The 18,394-nt window shown below is 72.3% G+C and carries 15 protein-coding genes; 4 read left to right on the top strand and 11 right to left on the bottom strand.

Going from position 1 to position 18,394, the window contains the following annotated elements; all coding sequences use genetic code 11:
- Positions 1-17 precede the first annotated feature (17 nt).
- From ABD401_RS21410 to ABD401_RS21420, 3 genes are all read left to right on the top strand, one after another.
- The gene (locus ABD401_RS21410; RefSeq protein WP_344608570.1) at positions 18-1,196 is read left to right on the top strand and encodes a pyridoxal phosphate-dependent aminotransferase; all 1,179 of its coding nucleotides are present in this window, start codon (positions 18-20) and stop codon (positions 1,194-1,196) included.
- On the top strand, positions 1,193-2,557 hold the full coding sequence (locus ABD401_RS21415) for a TolB-like translocation protein (RefSeq protein WP_344608572.1): 1,365 nt from the start codon (positions 1,193-1,195) through the stop codon (positions 2,555-2,557). Before ABD401_RS21410 ends, ABD401_RS21415 begins: the two co-directional genes overlap by 4 nt.
- Positions 2,558-2,714: 157 nt before the next feature.
- Complete coding sequence (locus ABD401_RS21420; RefSeq protein ID WP_344608573.1) at positions 2,715-3,233, top strand: hypothetical protein; 519 nt, start codon at positions 2,715-2,717, stop codon at positions 3,231-3,233.
- Here ABD401_RS21420 and clpB read toward each other — a convergent pair whose 3' ends face one another.
- The 6 genes from clpB to ABD401_RS21450 form a co-directional block, all read right to left on the bottom strand.
- Positions 3,234-5,822: an ATP-dependent chaperone ClpB gene (gene clpB, locus ABD401_RS21425; RefSeq protein ID WP_344608575.1), complete on the bottom strand. Its 2,589-nt coding sequence runs from the start codon at positions 5,820-5,822 to the stop codon at positions 3,234-3,236. It lies immediately after the preceding gene.
- A 38-nt stretch (positions 5,823-5,860) separates the two neighbouring features.
- Complete coding sequence (locus tag ABD401_RS21430; RefSeq protein WP_344608577.1) at positions 5,861-6,316, bottom strand: heat shock protein transcriptional repressor HspR; 456 nt, start codon at positions 6,314-6,316, stop codon at positions 5,861-5,863.
- The gene (dnaJ, locus tag ABD401_RS21435) at positions 6,313-7,476 is read right to left on the bottom strand and encodes a molecular chaperone DnaJ (RefSeq protein WP_344608579.1); all 1,164 of its coding nucleotides are present in this window, start codon (positions 7,474-7,476) and stop codon (positions 6,313-6,315) included. Before dnaJ ends, ABD401_RS21430 begins: the two co-directional genes overlap by 4 nt.
- Before the next feature lie 40 nt (positions 7,477-7,516).
- Positions 7,517-8,149 carry a nucleotide exchange factor GrpE gene (grpE, locus tag ABD401_RS21440; protein WP_344608581.1) on the bottom strand — a complete coding sequence of 211 codons (633 nt, stop codon included), beginning with the start codon at positions 8,147-8,149 and terminating at the stop codon, positions 7,517-7,519.
- Positions 8,146-9,999, bottom strand: coding sequence for a molecular chaperone DnaK (gene dnaK, locus ABD401_RS21445; protein WP_344608583.1), 1,854 nt, complete (start codon positions 9,997-9,999; stop codon positions 8,146-8,148). The genes grpE and dnaK overlap by 4 nt, the downstream gene beginning before the upstream one ends.
- A 169-nt stretch (positions 10,000-10,168) precedes the next feature.
- Entirely contained in the window at positions 10,169-12,751 is a 2,583-nt protein-coding gene (locus ABD401_RS21450; protein WP_344608585.1) for a M4 family metallopeptidase, read from the bottom strand.
- A gap of 147 nt (positions 12,752-12,898) precedes the next feature.
- Between ABD401_RS21450 and ABD401_RS21455 the strand changes: the two genes are divergently transcribed.
- The gene (locus tag ABD401_RS21455) at positions 12,899-13,057 is read left to right on the top strand and encodes a hypothetical protein (RefSeq protein ID WP_344608587.1); all 159 of its coding nucleotides are present in this window, start codon (positions 12,899-12,901) and stop codon (positions 13,055-13,057) included.
- On the opposite strand, the gene hutI is transcribed toward ABD401_RS21455, so the two are convergent.
- The 5 genes from hutI to ABD401_RS21480 are packed head-to-tail and all read right to left on the bottom strand — an operon-like array spanning position 13,054 to position 18,224.
- On the bottom strand, positions 13,054-14,220 hold the full coding sequence (gene hutI, locus ABD401_RS21460; protein WP_344608589.1) for an imidazolonepropionase: 1,167 nt from the start codon (positions 14,218-14,220) through the stop codon (positions 13,054-13,056). The genes ABD401_RS21455 and hutI overlap by 4 nt on opposite strands.
- Positions 14,217-15,569 carry a formimidoylglutamate deiminase gene (locus ABD401_RS21465; RefSeq protein WP_425566220.1) on the bottom strand — a complete coding sequence of 451 codons (1,353 nt, stop codon included), beginning with the start codon at positions 15,567-15,569 and terminating at the stop codon, positions 14,217-14,219. The genes hutI and ABD401_RS21465 overlap by 4 nt, the downstream gene beginning before the upstream one ends.
- Positions 15,566-16,783: an allantoate amidohydrolase gene (locus ABD401_RS21470; RefSeq protein ID WP_344608598.1), complete on the bottom strand. Its 1,218-nt coding sequence runs from the start codon at positions 16,781-16,783 to the stop codon at positions 15,566-15,568. Before ABD401_RS21470 ends, ABD401_RS21465 begins: the two co-directional genes overlap by 4 nt.
- 41 nt (positions 16,784-16,824) lie before the next feature.
- Entirely contained in the window at positions 16,825-17,583 is a 759-nt protein-coding gene (locus tag ABD401_RS21475; RefSeq protein WP_344608590.1) for an ABC transporter permease, read from the bottom strand.
- Positions 17,580-18,224 (bottom strand): ABC transporter permease, encoded by a 645-nt coding sequence (locus tag ABD401_RS21480; RefSeq protein WP_344608592.1) that lies wholly within the window; start codon positions 18,222-18,224, stop codon positions 17,580-17,582. The genes ABD401_RS21475 and ABD401_RS21480 overlap by 4 nt, the downstream gene beginning before the upstream one ends.
- Positions 18,225-18,394: the final 170 nt, after the last annotated feature.

Here is an 18,394-nt window from a genome sequence, read left to right on the forward strand (position 1 = left end):
GGCTCTACGCTGCCGGAATGGGCACAGCGGGAACGACGGGGCGGATGGCGCAGCGGCTCGACGGCCTCGGGACGACGATCTTCGCCGAGATGTCCGCCCTCGCCGCCCGGACCGGGGCGGTGAACCTCGGGCAGGGCTTCCCGGACACCGACGGGCCGGCCGAGATCGTCGACGCGGTCGTCGCCGCGCTGCGGTCGGGGACGGCGAACCAGTACCCGCCGGGGCCGGGGATCCCGGCGCTGCGGACCGCGATCGCCGAGCACGACCGCCGCTTCTGGGGTCTCGACCACGACCCCGACGGCGAGATCCTCGTGACCGCCGGCGCGACCGAGGCGATCGCCGCCGCCGTGCTCGCCCTGGTGAACCCCGGTGACGAGGTTCTCGCCTTCGAACCCTGGTACGACTCCTACGCCGCGACGATCGCGATGGCCGGCGGGGTGCGGGTCCCGGTCACGATGCGGGCGCCGGAGTTCGCGATCGACCCCGACGAGCTGCGCGCCGCGGTCACGCCGCGCACCCGGCTGATCCTGCTGAACACCCCGCACAACCCGACCGGGCGCGTGCTCTCCCGGGAGGAGCTGACGGCGGTCGCGGAGGTCGCGGTGGAGCACGACCTGCTCGTCGTCTCCGACGAGGTCTACGAGCACCTGGTCTTCGACGGCGAGCACATCCCGATCTCGACGCTGCCGGGGATGCGCGAGCGGACCGTCCGCATCTCCTCGGCGGGCAAGACCTTCTCCTTCACCGGTTGGAAGATCGGGTGGGCGTGCGGCCCGGCGGAGCTCGTCACCGCGGTCCGGACGGCGAAGCAGTTCCTCACCTACGTCTCCGGCGCCCCGTTCCAGCCCGCGATCGCCATGGCGCTCGGCCTGCCGGACTCCTACTTCACCGGCTTCCGCGACCAGCTCCGCGACCGGCGCGACCAGCTCGCCGGCGGGCTGCGCGAGCTCGGCTTCGACGTCGTCCAGCCGGCGGGGACGTACTTCGTCACCACCGACGTCCGGCCGCTCGGGTGGACCGACGGCGTCGCGTTCTGCCGCGACCTCCCCCACCGGGCCGGCGTCGTCGCCATCCCCCTCGGCGTCTTCTACGACGACCCGGAGCCCGGCCGCTCCCTCGTCCGCTGGGCGTTCTGCAAACGGCCCGAGGTTCTCGATGACGCCCTCGCCCGACTGCGCGTAGCGTTTTCGGGGTGAGACACCGCGCGCGGGTCGGCCTGATCGGGGCCCTCGCCTGCGCGCTGGCGGTGGCGCCCGGAGTTCCGGTGGCCGCGACCGCGGCGGAGGGCGGGCACGAGACCCTGCGCGTCAGCACCGACGGCGGGCGCGGGGAGCCGAACAACGGCAGCTTCACCCCGTCGGTGTCGCGGGACGGCCGGTACGTCGCGTTCGCCTCGGAGGCCTCGAACCTCGTGCCGGGCGACACCAACCACCGGCGCGACATCTTCGTCCGCGACATGGTGGCGGGGACGACCACACGGGTCAGCGTGAGCAGCCGGGGCCGGCAGGGGAACCTCGACAGCTACAACCCCTCGATCAGCGACGACGGCCGCTTCGTCGTCTTCGACTCGTTCGCCACCAACCTCGTGCCCGACGACCTCAACCGCGAGGGCGACGTGTTCGTGCACGACCTCGTGGAGCACACGACCACGCGCGTCAGCCGCGGGATCGACGGCAAGGAGACCGACGCCTCCAGCGGGTTCGCGACGATCAGCGGCGACGGCAACGTCATCGCGTTCGAGTCCTCGGCGACCAACCTGCGGGCGGGCCGGCCGGGCAAGGTCACCGACATCTACCTCGTCGACCGGGCGGGCAACGTCCTCGACTGGGTGACCCGCTCCGCCACGAACGGCGAACCCAACGGCGGGAGCGGGGACATCGCGCTCTCCCACGACGGGCAGGTCGTCGCGTTCGCCTCGGCGGCGACGAATCTCGTGCCCGGCGACACGAACCTCGCCGACGACGTCTTCGTCCGGGACCGCCGCCTGGGGTACACGCAGCGCGTCAGCGTGAACTCGCTCGGTGGCGAGACCAACGACGACAGCGGTGCCCCGTCGATCTCGGACGACGGCCGGATCGTCGCGTTCACCTCGAACGCCTCGAGCCTGGTCTCGCTCGTGCCCGGGACGCAGAACCTGCCGGCGTTCATCTTTCACCGCTTCAACGCCGGCGACGACAACTTCGTCTCGGACGTCTTCGTCCACGATCGGATCACCCGGCGGACCGAACTCGTGAGCGTCAGCACCGAGGGTGCGCAAGGGATTGCCGAGAGTTACGAGGCGTCAGTCAGCGGCGACGGCACGAAGGTGGCGTTCGCGTCCTATGCCTCGGACCTCGTCCCCGGCGACGGCCGGCCGGGCAGCGAGATCTTCCTGCGCGACCTGACGACCCGGCGCACGACGCGCATCAGCGTCGACGCCGAGGACCATCAGGGCAACGGCACCAGCGTCCAGCCGGCGATCAGTGGCGACGGCCGCTGGGTCGCCTTCACCTCGGAGGCGAGCAACCTCGTCCGGGGCGACCGCAACCGCTCGGGCGACGTCTTCCTCCGACACTGAGCGCGCGGCACGCGGACCGTTGTCTGGGTGTGTCCGGTTTCGCAGTTCTCGGTTCGACCTTGATCAGGTCAAGGGAAAGTTGGGTCTCGTCAGAGGCACCCATACTCAGACCATGACTCGTCGAACTGCAGCCGTGGCTCCTGGCGCACCCTCGATCGTGTCGACCCTTCCGGCGGTCGCTGAGCTCGCTGTCGAAGGTGCGACCGTCGGCGGTGGCGGCGCCCCGAGCGCGGTTCCGTCGCTGCTGCGTCCGGAGACGTACGAGTGCGCGAACTGCGGCGGCCGCTTCGAGGCGCGCAACCGCCCGACCCCGTACTGCACGAAGCAGTGCGGCGCCGAGGCCAAGACCGTCCGCTACGCCCGCAAGGCCCGCGCCGAGCACGGCACGGACCTCCCGGAGACGGTCCGCACCGCCCTGCACCGCCAGTTCGTCCACGCCCTCACCGAGTGCGCGTGGGACAAGTGGAGCGGCGAGCCCGAGCCCGGCCCCGTCGTTCCGCCGGAGGTCGAGCCGCTCGCCGAGCACCTCGACGCGCAGATCCCCGACTCCGACGTCTTCGCGCGCCGCGCGAACGGCATGAAGGTCCGGGTCCTCGCGGACTCCGAGCTCCGCCCGTGCGACGTCCAGGAGTGGGACTCGGTCTGGCGCGACTGGGTCAACGCCCACGCCCGCTGATCAGGCGCGCCTGACCTCCAGCTCCAACCCGTCCTTCGCGGCAGCGAGGTCGACGGTGACGATGTCACCGTCGCGGACCTCGCCGGCGAGGACCTGCTTGGCGAGCTGGTCGCCGATCGCCGTCTGGATCAGCCGGCGCAGCGGCCGCGCGCCGTAGACCGGGTCGTACCCGGACAGCGCCAGCCACTCCGCCGCGGCGGGGGTGACATCGAGCGTGATGCGCCGCTCCGCGAGCCGCTTCGCCAGCCGTGCGACCTGGATGTCGACGATCGAGGTCAGGTCCTCGGTCGTCAGCGCCCGGAAGACGACGATGTCGTCGAGCCGGTTCACGAACTCGGGCTTGAAGCTCGCGCGCACGGCACTGAGCACTGCGTCCTTGCGCTGGTCGTCGTCCATCGTCGGGTCGACGAGGAACTGCGACCCCAGGTTCGAGGTCAGGATCAGGATCGCGTTGCGGAAGTCCACGGTGCGGCCCTGGCCGTCGGTCAGACGCCCGTCGTCGAGCACCTGCAGCAGGACGTCGAAGACCTCCGGGTGCGCCTTCTCGACCTCGTCGAGCAGCACCACCGTGTACGGGCGGCGCCGGACGGCCTCGGTGAGCTGGCCACCCTCCTCGTAGCCGACGTACCCGGGCGGGGCCCCGACGAGACGGGCGACGGAGTGCTTCTCGCCGTACTCGCTCATGTCGATCCGCACGAGGGCGTGCTCGTCGTCGAAGAGGAAGTCCGCGAGCGCCTTCGCCAGCTCGGTCTTGCCGACACCGGTCGGACCGAGGAACAGGAAGCTGCCGGTGGGCCGGTCCGGGTCGGCGATGCCGGCCCGGGTGCGACGCACCGCGTCGGAGACGGCGCGGACGGCGTCCACCTGGCCGATCAGGCGCTTGCCGAGCTCGGACTCCATCCGGAGCAACTTCGCCGACTCGCCCTCCAGCAGCCGGCCGACCGGGATGCCGGTCCAGGCCGCGACGACGGCGGCGATGTCGTCCGCGCCGACCTCGTCGGCGACCATGACCTCGCCCCGGTCCTCCTCGGCCGCGCTCGCCTCGGCGATCTCCCGCTCGAGGGCGGGGATCTCCGCGTAGAGCAGCCGGGAGGCGTTCTCCAGGTCGCCCTCGCGCTGGTAGCGCTCGGCCTGGTTGCGACACTCGTCGAGGCGCTGCTTGAGCTCACCCACGCGGTTCAGGCCGGACTTCTCCTGCTCCCACCGGGCGGTGAGGGCCGCGAGTTGCTCCTGACGGTCCGCCAGATCCGCACGGAGGCGCTCCAGCCGTTCGGCCGACGCGGGGTCGTTCTCCCGCGCGAGCGCCATCTCCTCCATCTTCATCCGGTCGACGGTGCGCCGGAGCTCGTCGACCTCGACCGGCGAGGAGTCGATCTCCATCCGCAACCGCGAGGCCGCCTCGTCGACGAGGTCGATCGCCTTGTCGGGCAGGAACCGGCCGGTGATGTAGCGGTCCGACAGCGTCGCCGCGGCGACCAGCGCCGAGTCGGCGATCGCGACCTTGTGGTGCGCCTCGTAGCGCTCCTTCAGCCCGCGCAGGATGCCGATCGAGTCCTCGACGCTCGGTTCCCCGACGAAGACCTGCTGGAAGCGGCGCTCCAGCGCGGGATCCTTCTCGATGCGCTCTCGGTACTCGTCGAGGGTCGTCGCGCCGACCAAGCGCAGCTCGCCACGGGCGAGCATCGGCTTGAGCATGTTGCCGGCGTCCATCGAGCCCTCGGACGCGCCGGCGCCGACCATCGTGTGCAGCTCGTCGATGAACGTGACGATCTGGCCGTCGGAGTCCTTGATCTCCTTCAGGACCGCCTTGAGCCGCTCCTCGAACTCACCGCGATACTTCGCGCCCGCGACCATCGCCGCGAGGTCGAGCGAGATCAGCCGCTTGTTGCGCAGCGACTCGGGGACGTCGCCCTCGACGATGCGCCGGGCGAGACCCTCGACGACGGCGGTCTTGCCGACGCCGGGCTCACCGATCAGCACGGGGTTGTTCTTCGTGCGCCGGGAGAGCACCTGCACGACGCGGCGGATCTCGGAGTCACGGCCGATGACCGGGTCGAGCTTGCCCTCGCGGGCGGCCGCGGTCAGGTCGACGCCGTACTTCTCCAGCGCCTGGTAGGTGCCCTCGGGGTCGGGGGTGGTCACGCGGGCGCTGCCGCGGACGTCGGCGAAGGCGTCCAGCAGCTTCTGGGGCGTGATCGAATGCTCCGCCAGCAACGTGGCGACGTGGCTCGGACCGGTCGCGAGACCGACGAGCAGGTGCTCGGTCGAGATGTACTCGTCACCGAGCTCCTTCGCGCGCTCCTCGGCGGTCGCGAGGACGGCGTACGCCTGGCGGGACATGCCGGGGGCGGAGACGGTCGAGCCGCTGGCCGACGGCAGGCGGTCCAGCATCGCCTCGGCGGCGGTCGCGATCGTGTCCGGGTTCGCGCCGGCGGCGGTCAGCAGCGGACGGGCGGTGCCGTCCGGCTGGGCGAGCAGAGCGATCAGGAGATGCACCGGCTCGACCTGGCTGTGGCCGGCCGTCGCGGCCCGGCGCACAGCGGTCGAGAAGGCCTCCTGGCTGCGAGTGGTGAGCTTGTTCGCGTCCACGGGGTTCTCCCTTTGCCGCGGCCACTCGGCCGCGGGGGTCAGCGGGGTAGATCAGGGCCGGGTCGGCGGGTCTCGCGGCGCCAGACCACGACCGCGCTCGGCGGGGGTTCGTACACCGCGGGCAGATTCACGCGGCGGTAGTTCGGCGAGGTCGCCTCGGAGGTCTTCTCCCGCAGCGCCGCGGTGACGAAGGCGAGTTCGGCCTCCAGGTCGGCGATGCGGTTGCGGAGCTGGTCGTTGGCGTTCTCGAGGTCGAGGATCCGTTTGATGCCGGCGAGGTTGACGCCCTCCTCCTGCGAGAGGCGGGCGACCTCGCGGAGGCGCTCGATGTCGCGGGCCGAATAACGCCGGCCGCGGCCCGAGGTGCGACCGGGCGACACCAGGCCCAGCCGGTCGTACTGACGCAGGGTCTGCGGGTGCAGTCCGGAGAGCTGCGCGGCCACGGAGATGACGTAGACGCCCACCTCCCAGGTCTCGTCGCGCGGGGAACTCATGCCTCCTCCTCCGTCGCCGCGGCCGTTCGGGCCGCGGTGGCCAGCAGATCGGCGCGGGGGTCGTCGCCGGCGGTCGCGGCGGCGAAGGCCTGGAGGGCCTTGCGCGCGTCGCTGTTCAGGTTCGCCGGCACCGCCACCGAGACGGTGACGAGCAGGTCGCCGCGGGTCCCGTCCTTGCGCGGCACACCGCGGCCGCGGACCCGCATGGTCCGGCCGTTCGCGGTGCCCGGCGCGAGGCGGAGCGTGACCGGCGCGCCCGTCAGGGTGGGCACCTTCACCTCGGCACCCAGCGCGGCCTCGGGGAAGGTGACCGGCAGCGTGAGCGTCAGGTTGTCGCCCTTGCGCCCGAACACGGGGTGCGGGCGGACGTGGACGCTGATGTACAGGTCACCGGGCGGGCCGCCGCGTTCGCCGGGCGCACCCTTGCCCTTGAGCTTGATCTTCTGCCCGTCGGCGACGCCGGCGGGGATGCGGGTGTTGACGGTCCGCGAGCTCTGGCCGCGTCCGCTGCCGGAGCAGGACGGGCACGGGTCGTCGACGATCAGCCCGCGACCGCGGCACGCCTGGCACGGCTCGCTCATCGCGAACCCGCCGAGGTTGCGGCTGACGCTGCCGACGCCCTCACAGGCGGGGCAGACGCGCGGCGTCGTCCCCGACCGGGCGCCGGTCCCGGCGCACGTCGGGCAGGCCCGCTCGCTGGTGAGGCGGAGCGGAACGGTCACACCCTCGACGGCCTGGACGAAGTCGATCGTCACCGCGGTCTCGACGTCGGCTCCGCGCCGCGCGGCGCTCTGCCCCCGGCGGTTGAAGATGCCGCCGAGGATGTCGCCGAGCCCGCCGTCGCCACCGCCGAAGTTGAAGTCGAAGTTGGCGCCGCCGGGGGCTCCCCCGCGCCCCGGGCCGCCGAAGTTCCGGAAGCCGCCCCCCGCGAAGAGTTCGCGGCCCTCGTCGTACTCCTTGCGCTTGGCCTCGTCGCCGAGGACCGAGTACGCCTCCGAGACCTCCTTGAACTTCGCCTCGGCCTCGGGGTTGTTCTTGTTCGAGTCGGGGTGAAGTTCCTTGGCCAGCTTGCGGTAGGCCTTCTTGATCTCGGTCTGGGTCGCGCCCTTCTTCAGGCCGAGGACGGCGTAGAGGTCCTTGTCCAAGTACTCACGCGTCATCTCTACGCCGCCCCTCCCTTCGTGCTCAAGTGATTGTTCGTCAGTTCTGACCGGCCGGGTCCGGTTCCGCGACCTTGACCCGCGCCGGCCGGATGATCCGTTCGCCGACCCGGTAGCCGGGCTGGAGGATCTGGACGCACGTCGCCTCGGAGACCTCCGCCGAGTACTCGTGCATCAGCGCCTCGTGGACGTTCGGGTCGAACGCGTCGCCCTCGGCGCCGAAGGCCTGGAGGCCGAGCTTGTTCAACGTGGCCTCCAACCCCTCCGCCACCACCTTGAAGCCACCGACGAGCTCTCCGTGGTCCCGCGCCCGGCCGATGTCGTCGAGCACGGGCAGCAGCTCGGAGAGCACCGCGATCGACGCGAGCTCCCGCACGGCCTCGCGGTCCCGGTCGACCCGCTTGCGGTAGTTGGCGTACTCCGCCGTCACCCGCTGCAGGTCCGCGGTCCGCTCCGCGAGCTCCGCCTCCACGGCCCCGTCGTTCGGCCCGCCGACGGACCCGGGCGGGGCCATCGGCGGCGTCATGCTCGGAGCCCCGCCGGGAGCCGCGTCGCTGACGCCACCACCCGGAACTGAGGCGGCGTCAGGACGGACCTCACCCGTGGTCGGGTCGATGCGCCGCTTGTCACGGATCACCGGCTCGAACGGAGTCTGCTCGTTCTCGGTAGTCACGACTTCGGGTCCTCGTCGACGATCTCGGCCTCGACGACGTCCTCGTCGTCCTGCGCACCCGTACCCGGACCGGCGGCGCCGCCCTCGGCGGTCGGCTGGGCACCGGCGTACATCGCGGCCCCGAGCTGCTGGCTCGCGTCGGCGACCTTCTTCGTCGCGGCCTTGATGGCCTCGTCGTCGTTGCCCTCCAGCGCCTTCTTCAGGTCGGCGATGGCGGACTCGACGGTCGCCTTGTTCGCGGCCGCGTCGCCCTCGGCGAGCTTGTCCGCGTTGTCGGCCAGGAACTTCTCGGTCTGGTAGACCAACGACTCGGCCTGGTTGCGGTTCTCGACCGCCTCACGCCGCTTGCGGTCCTCCTCCGCGTACTGCTCGGCGTCGCGGACCATCTTGTCGATGTCCTCGCGCGGCAGGGCGGACCCGCCGGTGACGGTCATCGACTGCTCCTTGCCGGTGCCGAGGTCCTTCGCGTTCACGTGCACGATGCCGTTGGCGTCGATGTCGAAGGTGACCTCGATCTGCGGCACGTTCCGCGGCGCCGGCGGCAGACCGGTGAGCTCGAAGTTGCCGAGGCTCTTGTTGTCCCGGGCCATCTCACGCTCGCCCTGGTAGACCTGGATCAGCACGGACGGCTGGTTGTCCTCGGCCGTCGTGTAGACGCGGGACCGCTTGGTCGGGATCGTCGTGTTGCGCTCGATGAGCTTGTCCATGACGCCGCCCTTGGTCTCGATGCCGAGGGACAGCGGGGTGACGTCGAGCAGCAGGACGTCCTTGACCTCACCCTTGAGGACACCGGCCTGCAGGGCCGCGCCGATGGCGACGACCTCGTCCGGGTTCACGCCCTTGTGCGGGTCCTTGCCACCGGTGAGCTCCTTCACCAGGTCGGTGACGGCCGGCATGCGGGTCGAGCCACCGACGAGGACGACGTGGTCGATCTTGTCGACGGTCAGGCCGGCGTCCTTCATGACCTGGTTGAACGGCTTGCGGCAGCGGTCGAGCAGGTCCGCGGTGATCTTCTGGAACTCGGCGCGGGTGAGCGTCTCGTCCAGGAAGAGCGCGTTCTTCTCGGCGTCCTGCGTGATGTACGGGAGGTTGATCGAGGTCTGCTGGGTCGAGGAGAGCTCGATCTTCGCCTTCTCCGCGGCCTCGCGGACGCGCTGCATCGCCATCTTGTCCTTGGTCAGGTCGATGCCGTTGGCCGCCTTGAACTTGTTGACGAGCCAGTCGATGATCCGCTGGTCCCAGTCGTCACCACCGAGGCGGTTGTCACCGCTGGTGGCCTTCACCTCGACGAGGCCCTCGTCGATCTCGAGCAGCGAGACGTCGAACGTGCCACCACCGAGGTCGAAGACGAGGATGCGGTGCTCGGACTCGTCCTTGTCGAGGCGGTACGCGAGCGCGGCCGAGGTCGGCTCGTTGATGATGCGCAGGACGTTCAGACCCGCGATCTCGCCGGCCTCCTTGGTGGCCTGGCGCTCGGAGTCGGAGAAGTACGCCGGGACGGTGATGACCGCGTCCGTGACCTTCTCGCCGAGGTAGGCCTCCGCGTCGCGCTTGAGCTTCTGCAGGACGAACGCCGAGATCTGCTGCGGCGTGAACTGCTTGCCGTCGATCTCCTTCTTCCACCCGGTGCCCATCTCCCGCTTCACGGAGCGGATGGTCCGGTCGATGTTGGTGACGGCCTGCCGCTTGGCGACCTCACCGACCAGGATCTCGCCGTTCCGGGCGAACGCGACCACCGACGGGGTCGTGCGCGCGCCTTCCGCGTTGGCGATGACGGTGGGCTCCCCACCCTCCAGGACCGCGACGACCGAGTTCGTCGTACCGAGGTCGATGCCGACCGCACGAGCCATTGGTTCCTCCACAAGTTGAGCTTCCTGCGCTCAGGTTATGAGGGTGGTCGCCCCACCGTCAAATTCCTTGAGTCTGATCGGCTCAACCATGCCCGTGACCTGCCTATTCCCGGCTCCGGACGCGGGCAGGCGGAAGCTCCCCGGCCCGGGCCGGGGAGCGTCGGACGGGCTACTTGATCTTCTTCTTGCCCGCCGCGCCGGGACCCTTGCCCCCGGCGCCCCTGGCGGACACCGTGAAGGTGTAGCTGCCGGACTTGAGCTTGGTGAACTTCACCTGGCGCTTCGAGGCCTTGACGTTCTTGGTGATCTTCTTCGTCCCGACCTTCGCGACGACCTGGTAGCCGGTCACGCCGCCCGCGGGCGCGTACACCGGCGGGCTCCACTTCACGGTCGCGGCCTTGCCCTTGACGGTGACCTTGACGTTGCGCGGATCGCTGGGCTTGGTCGTGCCGCAGACGTAGACGGTGATGTCGTCGAGGGTCCAGCCGTCGAAGGCGATCGCCCGGTCGCCGATGACCCGCCAGCGGAACTCGACGGTCTTGCCGGCGAGGAAGCTCAGGTCCAGGCGGCTGGAGCCGTAGCCCTTGCTGTCGCCCCCGAACGCGACGTACGGCGACCCACCGTCGGGCCTGATCCGCCGCGTGGGGCCGTTCTCCCACGTCTGCCCGGAGGCACTGGTCCAGGACCCGCCGTTGACCCGGTACTCCAGCACCGCGCCGTCGTAGTACTGCGTGACCACGCCGGTCTCGCCGAGGCTGTGGTCGAGGCGGTACTGGTGCTCGAAGCGCAGGTACGGCTTCACGCCCTTGGGGATCAGCACCTTCGTCTTCAGCGTCGCCGGGCTGGAGAGCGCACGGTCGGGCTCGATGCCGTAGATGCTGAACGCGCCGCTGCGGGCGTAGTCGTTGATCAGCGACCACTGGTCGCCGAGCGCCCAGGTCTTCTTGTCGAACTTCTCGAAGCCGTCGTTGACGATCCCGACCCGGCGTGTGCCGCTCGGGCAGACCCCCGCCTCCGGGGCGCCGGCGCGGCCGGGCGGCTGCTTGTTCATCTCGGTGGCGATCACCGCGCGGTCCACCGACGTGCAGTCGGCGGCGGTGAAGCCGGACTGGCCGACGAGATTGCGGCACGCCTGCTGCAGAGCGCCACCGAGGTCGGCGTAGTCGGCGCCCGAGGTGAGCATCCGCAGGGTGCGGAAGAACAGGACGGCGGTCTTGGTGTTCCCGAGCCCGGTGATCGACTGCCCGTTGAACGAGCCGCCGACCGCGATCAGGTACGCCGCCTTGTTGCCGACGCCGCTGTTGTTGTGGACGCCGCCGTTGTCGACGAAGAACAGGTCCGCGTCGTAGTTCGGCGCGGTCATCCGGTCCGGCTGGCCGAGCGGCGGGAGCAGCGTCAGGCGCGGGTCGGCCATGTTGCGCACCGGGATCTGGTCGAGCGGCGCGTCCTCACCGATGACCCAAGGGGTGTCGCCGTCGTCCGTGGGCTTCGCGAGGTCGACGAGCTCGCCGAAGATGTCCGACATCGCCTCGTTGATCGCGCCCGACTGGTACAGGTACAGCAGGCGGGCGGTCTTCTCGGTGACGCCGTGGGCGATCTCGTGGGCGACGATGTCGTCCGCGCGCGTCCAGCCCTGGCCGTAGTACATGCCACGGCCGTTCCAGAACGCGTTGTCGAACAGGTTGCCGTTCGTCGCCGAGCACAGGGTGTTGCCCGGGCAGTACCGGACGGTCGAGCGCAACCGCTTGCCGTCGCCGACGTCGACACCGAGCGAGGCGGTCAGGTCGACACCGAGCACTTTGGAGAAGAAGGCGACCGTCGCGCCGGCGTAGTCGTAGGCCTCGTCGACGTCGACCGGCGTGCCCTTGGGGCCCTGCCCCTCGGCCCGCGCGTAGGTGGGCTTGCAGTCCTGCCCGAGGTCGGACTTGTCGGCCTGGTTGTTGCGGTCGCAGACCACCCGGTTGACGTGCATGATCAGGTCGAGCTGCAGCGGAATGGTGCCGGTGCGCGCGTCGACGAGGACCATCTCCCGGACCGCGCCCGCGTCGCTGACCTCCATCCGCCAGACCGGGCCGGTCGGCATGTGGTGGGTGTCGGGGACACCGATCAGCACCGGGTCCAGGTGCCACAGCTCCGGCGTCGACGCCCGGACCGCCGGGGCGTGCGCGTCGGGGTGCTCGCGCAGCACCGCGGCGAGCGCGGTGGCGCGGGCCCGCTCGGCGGAGACCGAGGGGCGGGGGTTCTGTCCCGTGGGCGCCAGTTCGCCGGTGACCGACTTCAGCGCCCCGAGAGGGTCGAGGACGACGGCGAGCTCGCCGCCGAGGACCGGGAGCCCCGCGCGCAGCTGCTGGAACCGGACCAGCCGGTCGGTGCCGAAGGAGTTCTCGAACCCCTCGACCTCGGGAATGAGGCGCAGCTCCTTCGCCACGTCGCTCAGGCCGAAGAGGGCAGCGGCGCGCTTGAGATGGGCGCGGGCCTGGGTCTCGACGTCGGCGGCCGGGGAGATCCCGGCCGGCAGCGGGATCGGCTTGCCGATGTCCGTACCGAGCAGGTGCGCGAGGCCCCGCGCGTCCCGCGTGACGCGGATCGGGCCGGTGGTGAGGTCCTGGAGCAGCGCCTGCGTCGCCCACGAGGCGGGCGAGCCCTCGGCGACCAGCGCCGCCGGTGCGGCGGGCTCGGCGTCGGCGACGTGGATCCCGATGCCCGCGGCAGCGACGACGGCAGCCAACGCCATCACCGGTACTGCGCGCATGGCTCCCCTCGGGACGGGCACGACGACAATTCCCCCGAAGGCCGGATCCTGTCACACGAACGTGAGAGTTCCAGCGGCATTGCCCCGTCCGTGCCGGACCATGACGAACGCCCGGAACGACCCCGGCCCGGCAGGTACCCTGCGGACATGTTGCGGCTGCTGCGCGCCCCCGGAGGCGGACCCGCGTTCCGCACGCGGGTCGTGGCCCTCCTGCTCGCGCTCGGCATGCTGCTCGCCGCCGCCCCGTTGCTGATCCCGATCACCCGCTGGGCGGTCCACACCGTCGCCCCGCGGCGCGCGACCTAGACCGGACGGCCGTCCTTCCAGACGGCCGCCACCAGGGGGACCCCCGGCCGGTAGGCGAGGTAGCCGACGTCGGGGGCGGCCAGGATCGCGAGGTCGGCGCGGGCGCCGGGACGCAGGACCCCGATGTCGTCGCGCTGCAGGGCCCGGGCGCCCCCGGCGGTCGCGGCGTGGACGGCCTCGGCCGGGGTCATGCCCATCTCGCGCACGGCGAGCGCGATGCACAGCGCCATCGAGGTCGTGTACGAGGTGCCCGGGTTGCAGTCGGTCGCGAGCGCCACGGTCACGCCGGCGTCCAGCAGCCGCCGCGCGTCCGGGTACCGGGCCCGGGTGCTGAACTCCGCACCCGGCAGCAGGGTGGCGACGGTGCTGCTGTTCGCGAGGGCGTCGACGTCGGCGTCGGTCAGGTGCGTGCAGTGGTCGACCGAGGCGGCGCCGATCTCGACCGCGAGCCGGACGCCGGGCCCCGGCTCGAGCTGGTTGCCGTGCAGACGGGGCGTCAGACCGGCGGCGCGCCCGGCGCGGCAGACCGCCCGGGCCTCGGCCTCGTCGAAGGCGCCGCGGTCGCAGAAGACGTCGATCCACCGCGCGTGCGGGGCGGCGGCCGCGAGCATCGGGCCGGTGACGAGGTCGACGTAGGCCGCGCGGTCGGCGGCGTACTCGGTCGGGACGACGTGCGCGCCGAGGAACGTCGTCTCGGCCGTGAACTGACGGGCGATCATCAGGGCACGCGCCTCGTCCGCGACGGTGAGCCCGTAGCCGGACTTCACCTCGACGGTCGTCACTCCGCCGGCCCGCAGCTCACCGAGCAGGCGGGCGACGTTCGCGGTGAGGATCTCGTCGGGTGCCGCACGGGTGGCGGCCACCGTGCTCGCGATCCCGTCCGGGGCGTAGGGGCGGCCCGACATGCGTCCGACGAAGTCGCTGAGCCGGTCGCCGGCGAACACCAGGTGGGTGTGCGAGTCCACGAACCCCGGCAGCACGGCGCCACCGGCGGCGCTGACCCCCGCGTCGCACGCCGGGGCCCGGTCGGCGGGGCCGAGCCAGGCGACCTTGCCGTCCTCGACGACCAGCGCCGCACCGCGGACCTCGCCGAGGAGCCCCGGGCCCGCCGCCGGGTCGTTGGTGACGAGCGAGGCGATGTCGTCGAGCAGGACCGCGCTCACCGGACCGCCTCGATCGCCGCGCGCAACGCCCCGGGAACGTCCTCGACGAGCGTGTGCACCCCGTCGGCGACGACGACGCGGCCGGACGCGACGACGTGCCGGACGTCGGCGGCGGTCGCGGCGAACACCGCCGTCGCCGCGGTGGGCGGGCAGCCCGCCGTCCGCGGGGTGTCGAGGCTGATCGTGACGAGGTCGGCGAGAGCGCCGGGCTCGATGCGCCCCGCGTCGCGCCAGCCGAGGCAGGCGTGTCCGGCGGCGGTGGCGGCGGCCAGGAGGTCCTCGGCCGGGTGCGTGCCGCGGCGGCCCGTGACGAGCCGCTCGTCGAGCTCGACACCGCGCGCCTCCTCGAACAGGTCGATCACGGCGTGGCTGTCGCTGCCGAGGGAGATCGCCGCCCCGGCGGCCCGCAGCGCACCGGCGGGACCGACACCGTCCGCGAGGTCGCGCTCGGTCGTCGGGCAGAAGCAGACCGTCGCGCGGTTCATCCCGTACAGGTCGATGTCACTGGGCGTCAGATGCGTGCCGTGCACGGCGGTGAAGTTGCTCGCCACGGCTCCGGCGGAGTGCAGCAGCGCCGTGGGCGTGCGCCCGGTGGCGGCGAGGCAGGCTTCGTTCTCCGCGGGCTGCTCGGAGACGTGGGCGTGCAGGACGGCACCCCGGGCCGCCCACTCGGCGACCATCTCGACGTCCCGCGCGGGGACCGCGCGCACCGAGTGCACCGCCGCGCCGAGCTTCGCCCCCGGGCCCGGGTCGAACCGGGAGACCCGGCCGAGCCAGCCGCCGACGTCACCGTCGGAGAAGCGCGCCTGAGCCGGCGTCAGGTCCTGGCCGAAGCCGCCGGTCAGGTAGCAGGTGTCCAGGACCGTGATGCGGATCCCGGCCTCCCGCGCCGCCTGGGCGACGGCCGCTCCCATCGCGTTCGGGTCCGCGTACGGAGCACCGCCGGGACCGTGGTGCAGGTAGTGGAACTCCCCCACGACGGTGATGCCGGCCAGCGCCATCTCCGCGTACACGGCCCGGGCGAGAGCGAGGTAGGAGTCCGGGTCGAGCCGTTCCGCGACGGCGTACATCGCCTCGCGCCAGGTCCAGAAGTCCCCGCTCCCGTCGTGGGTCCGGGCCCGCAGCGCGCGGTGGAAGGCGTGGGAGTGCGCGTTCGCCAGACCGGGGACCGTGAGGCCGCGCAGGACGGTCGCGCCCGCGGGCGGCGTCGCGCCCGCGGGCGGCGCCGCGGCCGGGGTGACGGCGGTGAACCGGTCCCCGCTCACGGCGACCGCGACCCCGGAGGCCGGGCCGTCGGGCAGCAGGACGTGCTCGCACCAGAAGAGCGCGTCCGGGTCGGGAGCGCTCACGCGGTGGGGACCGGGTCGGCGGAGTCGTCGGCCGCGAGGTCGGCGAGGACCGCGGCGAGCGCCGAGACGCCGGCGTGACAGTCGGCGGTCTCGGCGTGCTCGTCGGGAGCGTGCGAGACGCCCGTCGGGTTGCGGACGAACAGCATGGTGGTCGGGATCCCGGCGGCGGCGAGGATGCCCGCGTCGTGTCCGGCCCCGGTCGGGATCACGGGCACTCCCCCGAGTTGGGACGCCACGCGCGCCGCGAGGTCCCCGCCGAACGTGACCGCGGGCGACCAGGACTCCTCGGCCAGGTCCACGCTGACGCCGTCCTCGGCGCCGCGCCTGCGGGCGGCGTCGACGACCTCGGTGACCACGGCGCGGACGGTCGCCTCGTCGGAGGCGCGGGCGTCGAGCCAGGCGTTGACCTCGGAGGGGATCGCGTTCGTGCCGTTCGGACGGACCGTCACTTTCCCCACGGTGGCCCGGGCGCGCAGGTGCAGGGCCGCGGTCCGCGCCTGCTGCACGGAGGCGGCGAACGCGAGCATCGGGTCGGACCGGTCACCCAGCGCCGTGGTGCCGGCGTGGTCGGCGCGGCCGCGGAACGTCAGCTTCCAGCGTCCGTGGGGCCAGATCCCCGACCCCACCGCGACGGGCGCGCTCGTGTTCGCGAGGTGGCGACCCTGCTCGACGTGGAGCTCGACGAACGCCCCGATCCGGGCCAGCCGCGACCGGTCCGCGCCGAGCCAGGCCGGGTCGGCGCCGGCGGAGCGCATGGCCTGCGCGAGCGTCACCCCGTCCCCGTCACGCAGGCCGGCGGCCCGCGTCGGGTCGAGCGTGCCCGTGAGCAGGCGCGACCCGATGCACGGGACACCGAAGCGCGCCCCCTCCTCGTCGGTGAAGGCCACGACCGCGACGGGCCGCGGCGGGGTCCAGCCGTCGGCGGCGAGCGCGTCGAGGGCGGCGAAGGCGGAGACGATCCCGAGCGGGCCGTCGTAGGCACCGCCGTCGGGGACGGAGTCCAGGTGCGAGCCGGTCACGACCGCCGGCCCGGGCAGGCGCTCGCCCAGCCACGCCCACAGGTTGCCGTTGCGGTCGCGCTCGACGGCCAGGCCGCGCGCCTTCGCCTGCGCGGTGAACCACTCCCGGCAGGTGAGGTCCGGGGCCGTCCAGGCGAAGCGGCGGTAGCCACCGCTCGTCGCGTCGCGGCCGATGCCCGCGAGCTCGGCCCACATCCCGTCGAAGCCCGTCCCGGCGTCCACGCGCGGCTCCGGCGTCAGGGTTCCGGTGCCGGCGGGGGCATCGTCGGGTAGGTGGAGACCGGGGCGGCCCCCGGGCCCCCGGCCGACGCGGGCCGGTCCGCGGGGGCGCGGAAACGGCGGGTCAGGCCGGGCGAGGTGAAGTGGTGCCCGACGGCGACGATGATCGCGTCGAGCAGGACGGCGAGGACGGCGATGAGGACGCCGCCGGTGGCGACCATCCCGTAACTGCGGAACTCGTCCGACTGCCCGTCGATGATCAGCCGGCCCAGGCCCTCCGCCCCGACGAAGGCGGCGACGGCGGCCATCGCGACGACCTGCCGCGTCGACTTGCGGACGCCCTCGATCAGGTCCGGCAGCGCCATCGGCACCTCGACCGAGCGCACGATCTGACTGGGCAACATGCCCGCGGCGCGCGCGGACTCGACCGCGGCCTGGTCGACGAGCCGGATCCCCGTGTACGCGGCCGTCATCATCGGCGGGACGGCCAGGATCACCAGGCCGAGCAGCACAGCGTCGTTGCCGGTGTCGATCTTCAGCGCGAAGTAGCAGAAGACGCCGAGCGGGGCGACGAGGCGACCGAGCGCGCCGAGGGTGATCGGCACGTCGTCGCCGCGGCGGCCGTGACCCACCATCAGGCCGATCGGGAACGCGATCAGGGCCGCGATCACGAGCGCACCGAGGCTGAGCATCAGGTGCTCGAGGATGCGGGCCCCGATGCCGTCGCTGCCGCTCCAGTTGTCGGCGTCGGACAGGTAGTTCCACATCAGGTTCATCGGATCGTCACCAGCTTCGACCACGGCGCCAGGAAGCGGGCCGCGCGCACCAGCGCCACGTCGGCGCCGAACGCGATCAGCCCGACCAGGGCGATGCCGACCAGCACCTCGGTCTCGAACCCGGTGTCGTAGCCCTCGATGAACAGGGTCCCGAGACCACGCACGCCGAGGATGGCGGCCGCGGTCGCGAGCGTCACGCACAGGACGGCGGCGGTCCGGAGCGCGGCGACGATCGCCGGCAGGGCGACCGGCAGTTCGACCTTCGTCGTCCGCGCGAAGCCGGACATCCCCATCGAGTCGGCCGCGAGCCGGACGTGGGCAGGGACGGCGACGACCGCCTCCGCGACCGCGCGGGTGAGCAGCCCGAGGACGAGCAGCGAGAGACCGACGACGACGTTGATCCGGTCGTTGAGCTTCGTGTCGAGCAGCGACGGGAACACGATGAAGAACGTCAGCGCCGGGATCGCCTGCAGGAACGTGCACAACGCGAGGATCGGGAACCTGGACCTGCGCGAGTACGCCACGAGGACGCCCAGCGGCAGCGCGAGCACCAGACCGATCAGGAGCGGCACGAACGCCAGGATCGCGTGCTCGCCGATCAGGTCACCGATGTAGCTGCGGTTCTCCCATGCCCAGTTCATCCGCCGGCCCTCAGCTGTCCGCGACCCGGACCCAGCGACCCGACGAGGCGTCCCACTCCCGCAGGCCGGTGTCGAGGTCGTCGGCGGCCTCGTTCGCGGCGGCGGCTGCGGCGGCCGCGACCGGCGACTGCGCCGGGGCGGCGTGCGCGGGCTCGGGCGGGCGGGCCGGC

Origin of the sequence: Sporichthya brevicatena, assembly GCF_039525035.1 — a bacterium.
GTDB lineage: Bacteria > Actinomycetota > Actinomycetes > Sporichthyales > Sporichthyaceae > Sporichthya > Sporichthya brevicatena.

Excerpts from the sequence above, each read along its gene's own strand:
- ABD401_RS21410 (WP_344608570.1), top strand. The coding sequence starts at position 18 with ATGGGCACAGCGGGAACGACGGGGCGGATGGCGCAGCGGCTCGACGGC.
- ABD401_RS21430 (WP_344608577.1), bottom strand. The coding sequence starts at position 6,316 with ATGAGTTCCCCGCGCGACGAGACCTGGGAGGTGGGCGTCTACGTCATC.
- dnaJ (WP_344608579.1), bottom strand. The coding sequence starts at position 7,476 with ATGACGCGTGAGTACTTGGACAAGGACCTCTACGCCGTCCTCGGCCTG.
- dnaK (WP_344608583.1), bottom strand. The coding sequence starts at position 9,999 with ATGGCTCGTGCGGTCGGCATCGACCTCGGTACGACGAACTCGGTCGTC.
- ABD401_RS21450 (WP_344608585.1), bottom strand. The coding sequence starts at position 12,751 with ATGCGCGCAGTACCGGTGATGGCGTTGGCTGCCGTCGTCGCTGCCGCG.
- ABD401_RS21455 (WP_344608587.1), top strand. The coding sequence starts at position 12,899 with ATGTTGCGGCTGCTGCGCGCCCCCGGAGGCGGACCCGCGTTCCGCACG.
- ABD401_RS21470 (WP_344608598.1), bottom strand. The coding sequence starts at position 16,783 with ATGTGGGCCGAGCTCGCGGGCATCGGCCGCGACGCGACGAGCGGTGGC.
- ABD401_RS21475 (WP_344608590.1), bottom strand. The coding sequence starts at position 17,583 with ATGAACCTGATGTGGAACTACCTGTCCGACGCCGACAACTGGAGCGGC.
- ABD401_RS21480 (WP_344608592.1), bottom strand. The coding sequence starts at position 18,224 with ATGAACTGGGCATGGGAGAACCGCAGCTACATCGGTGACCTGATCGGC.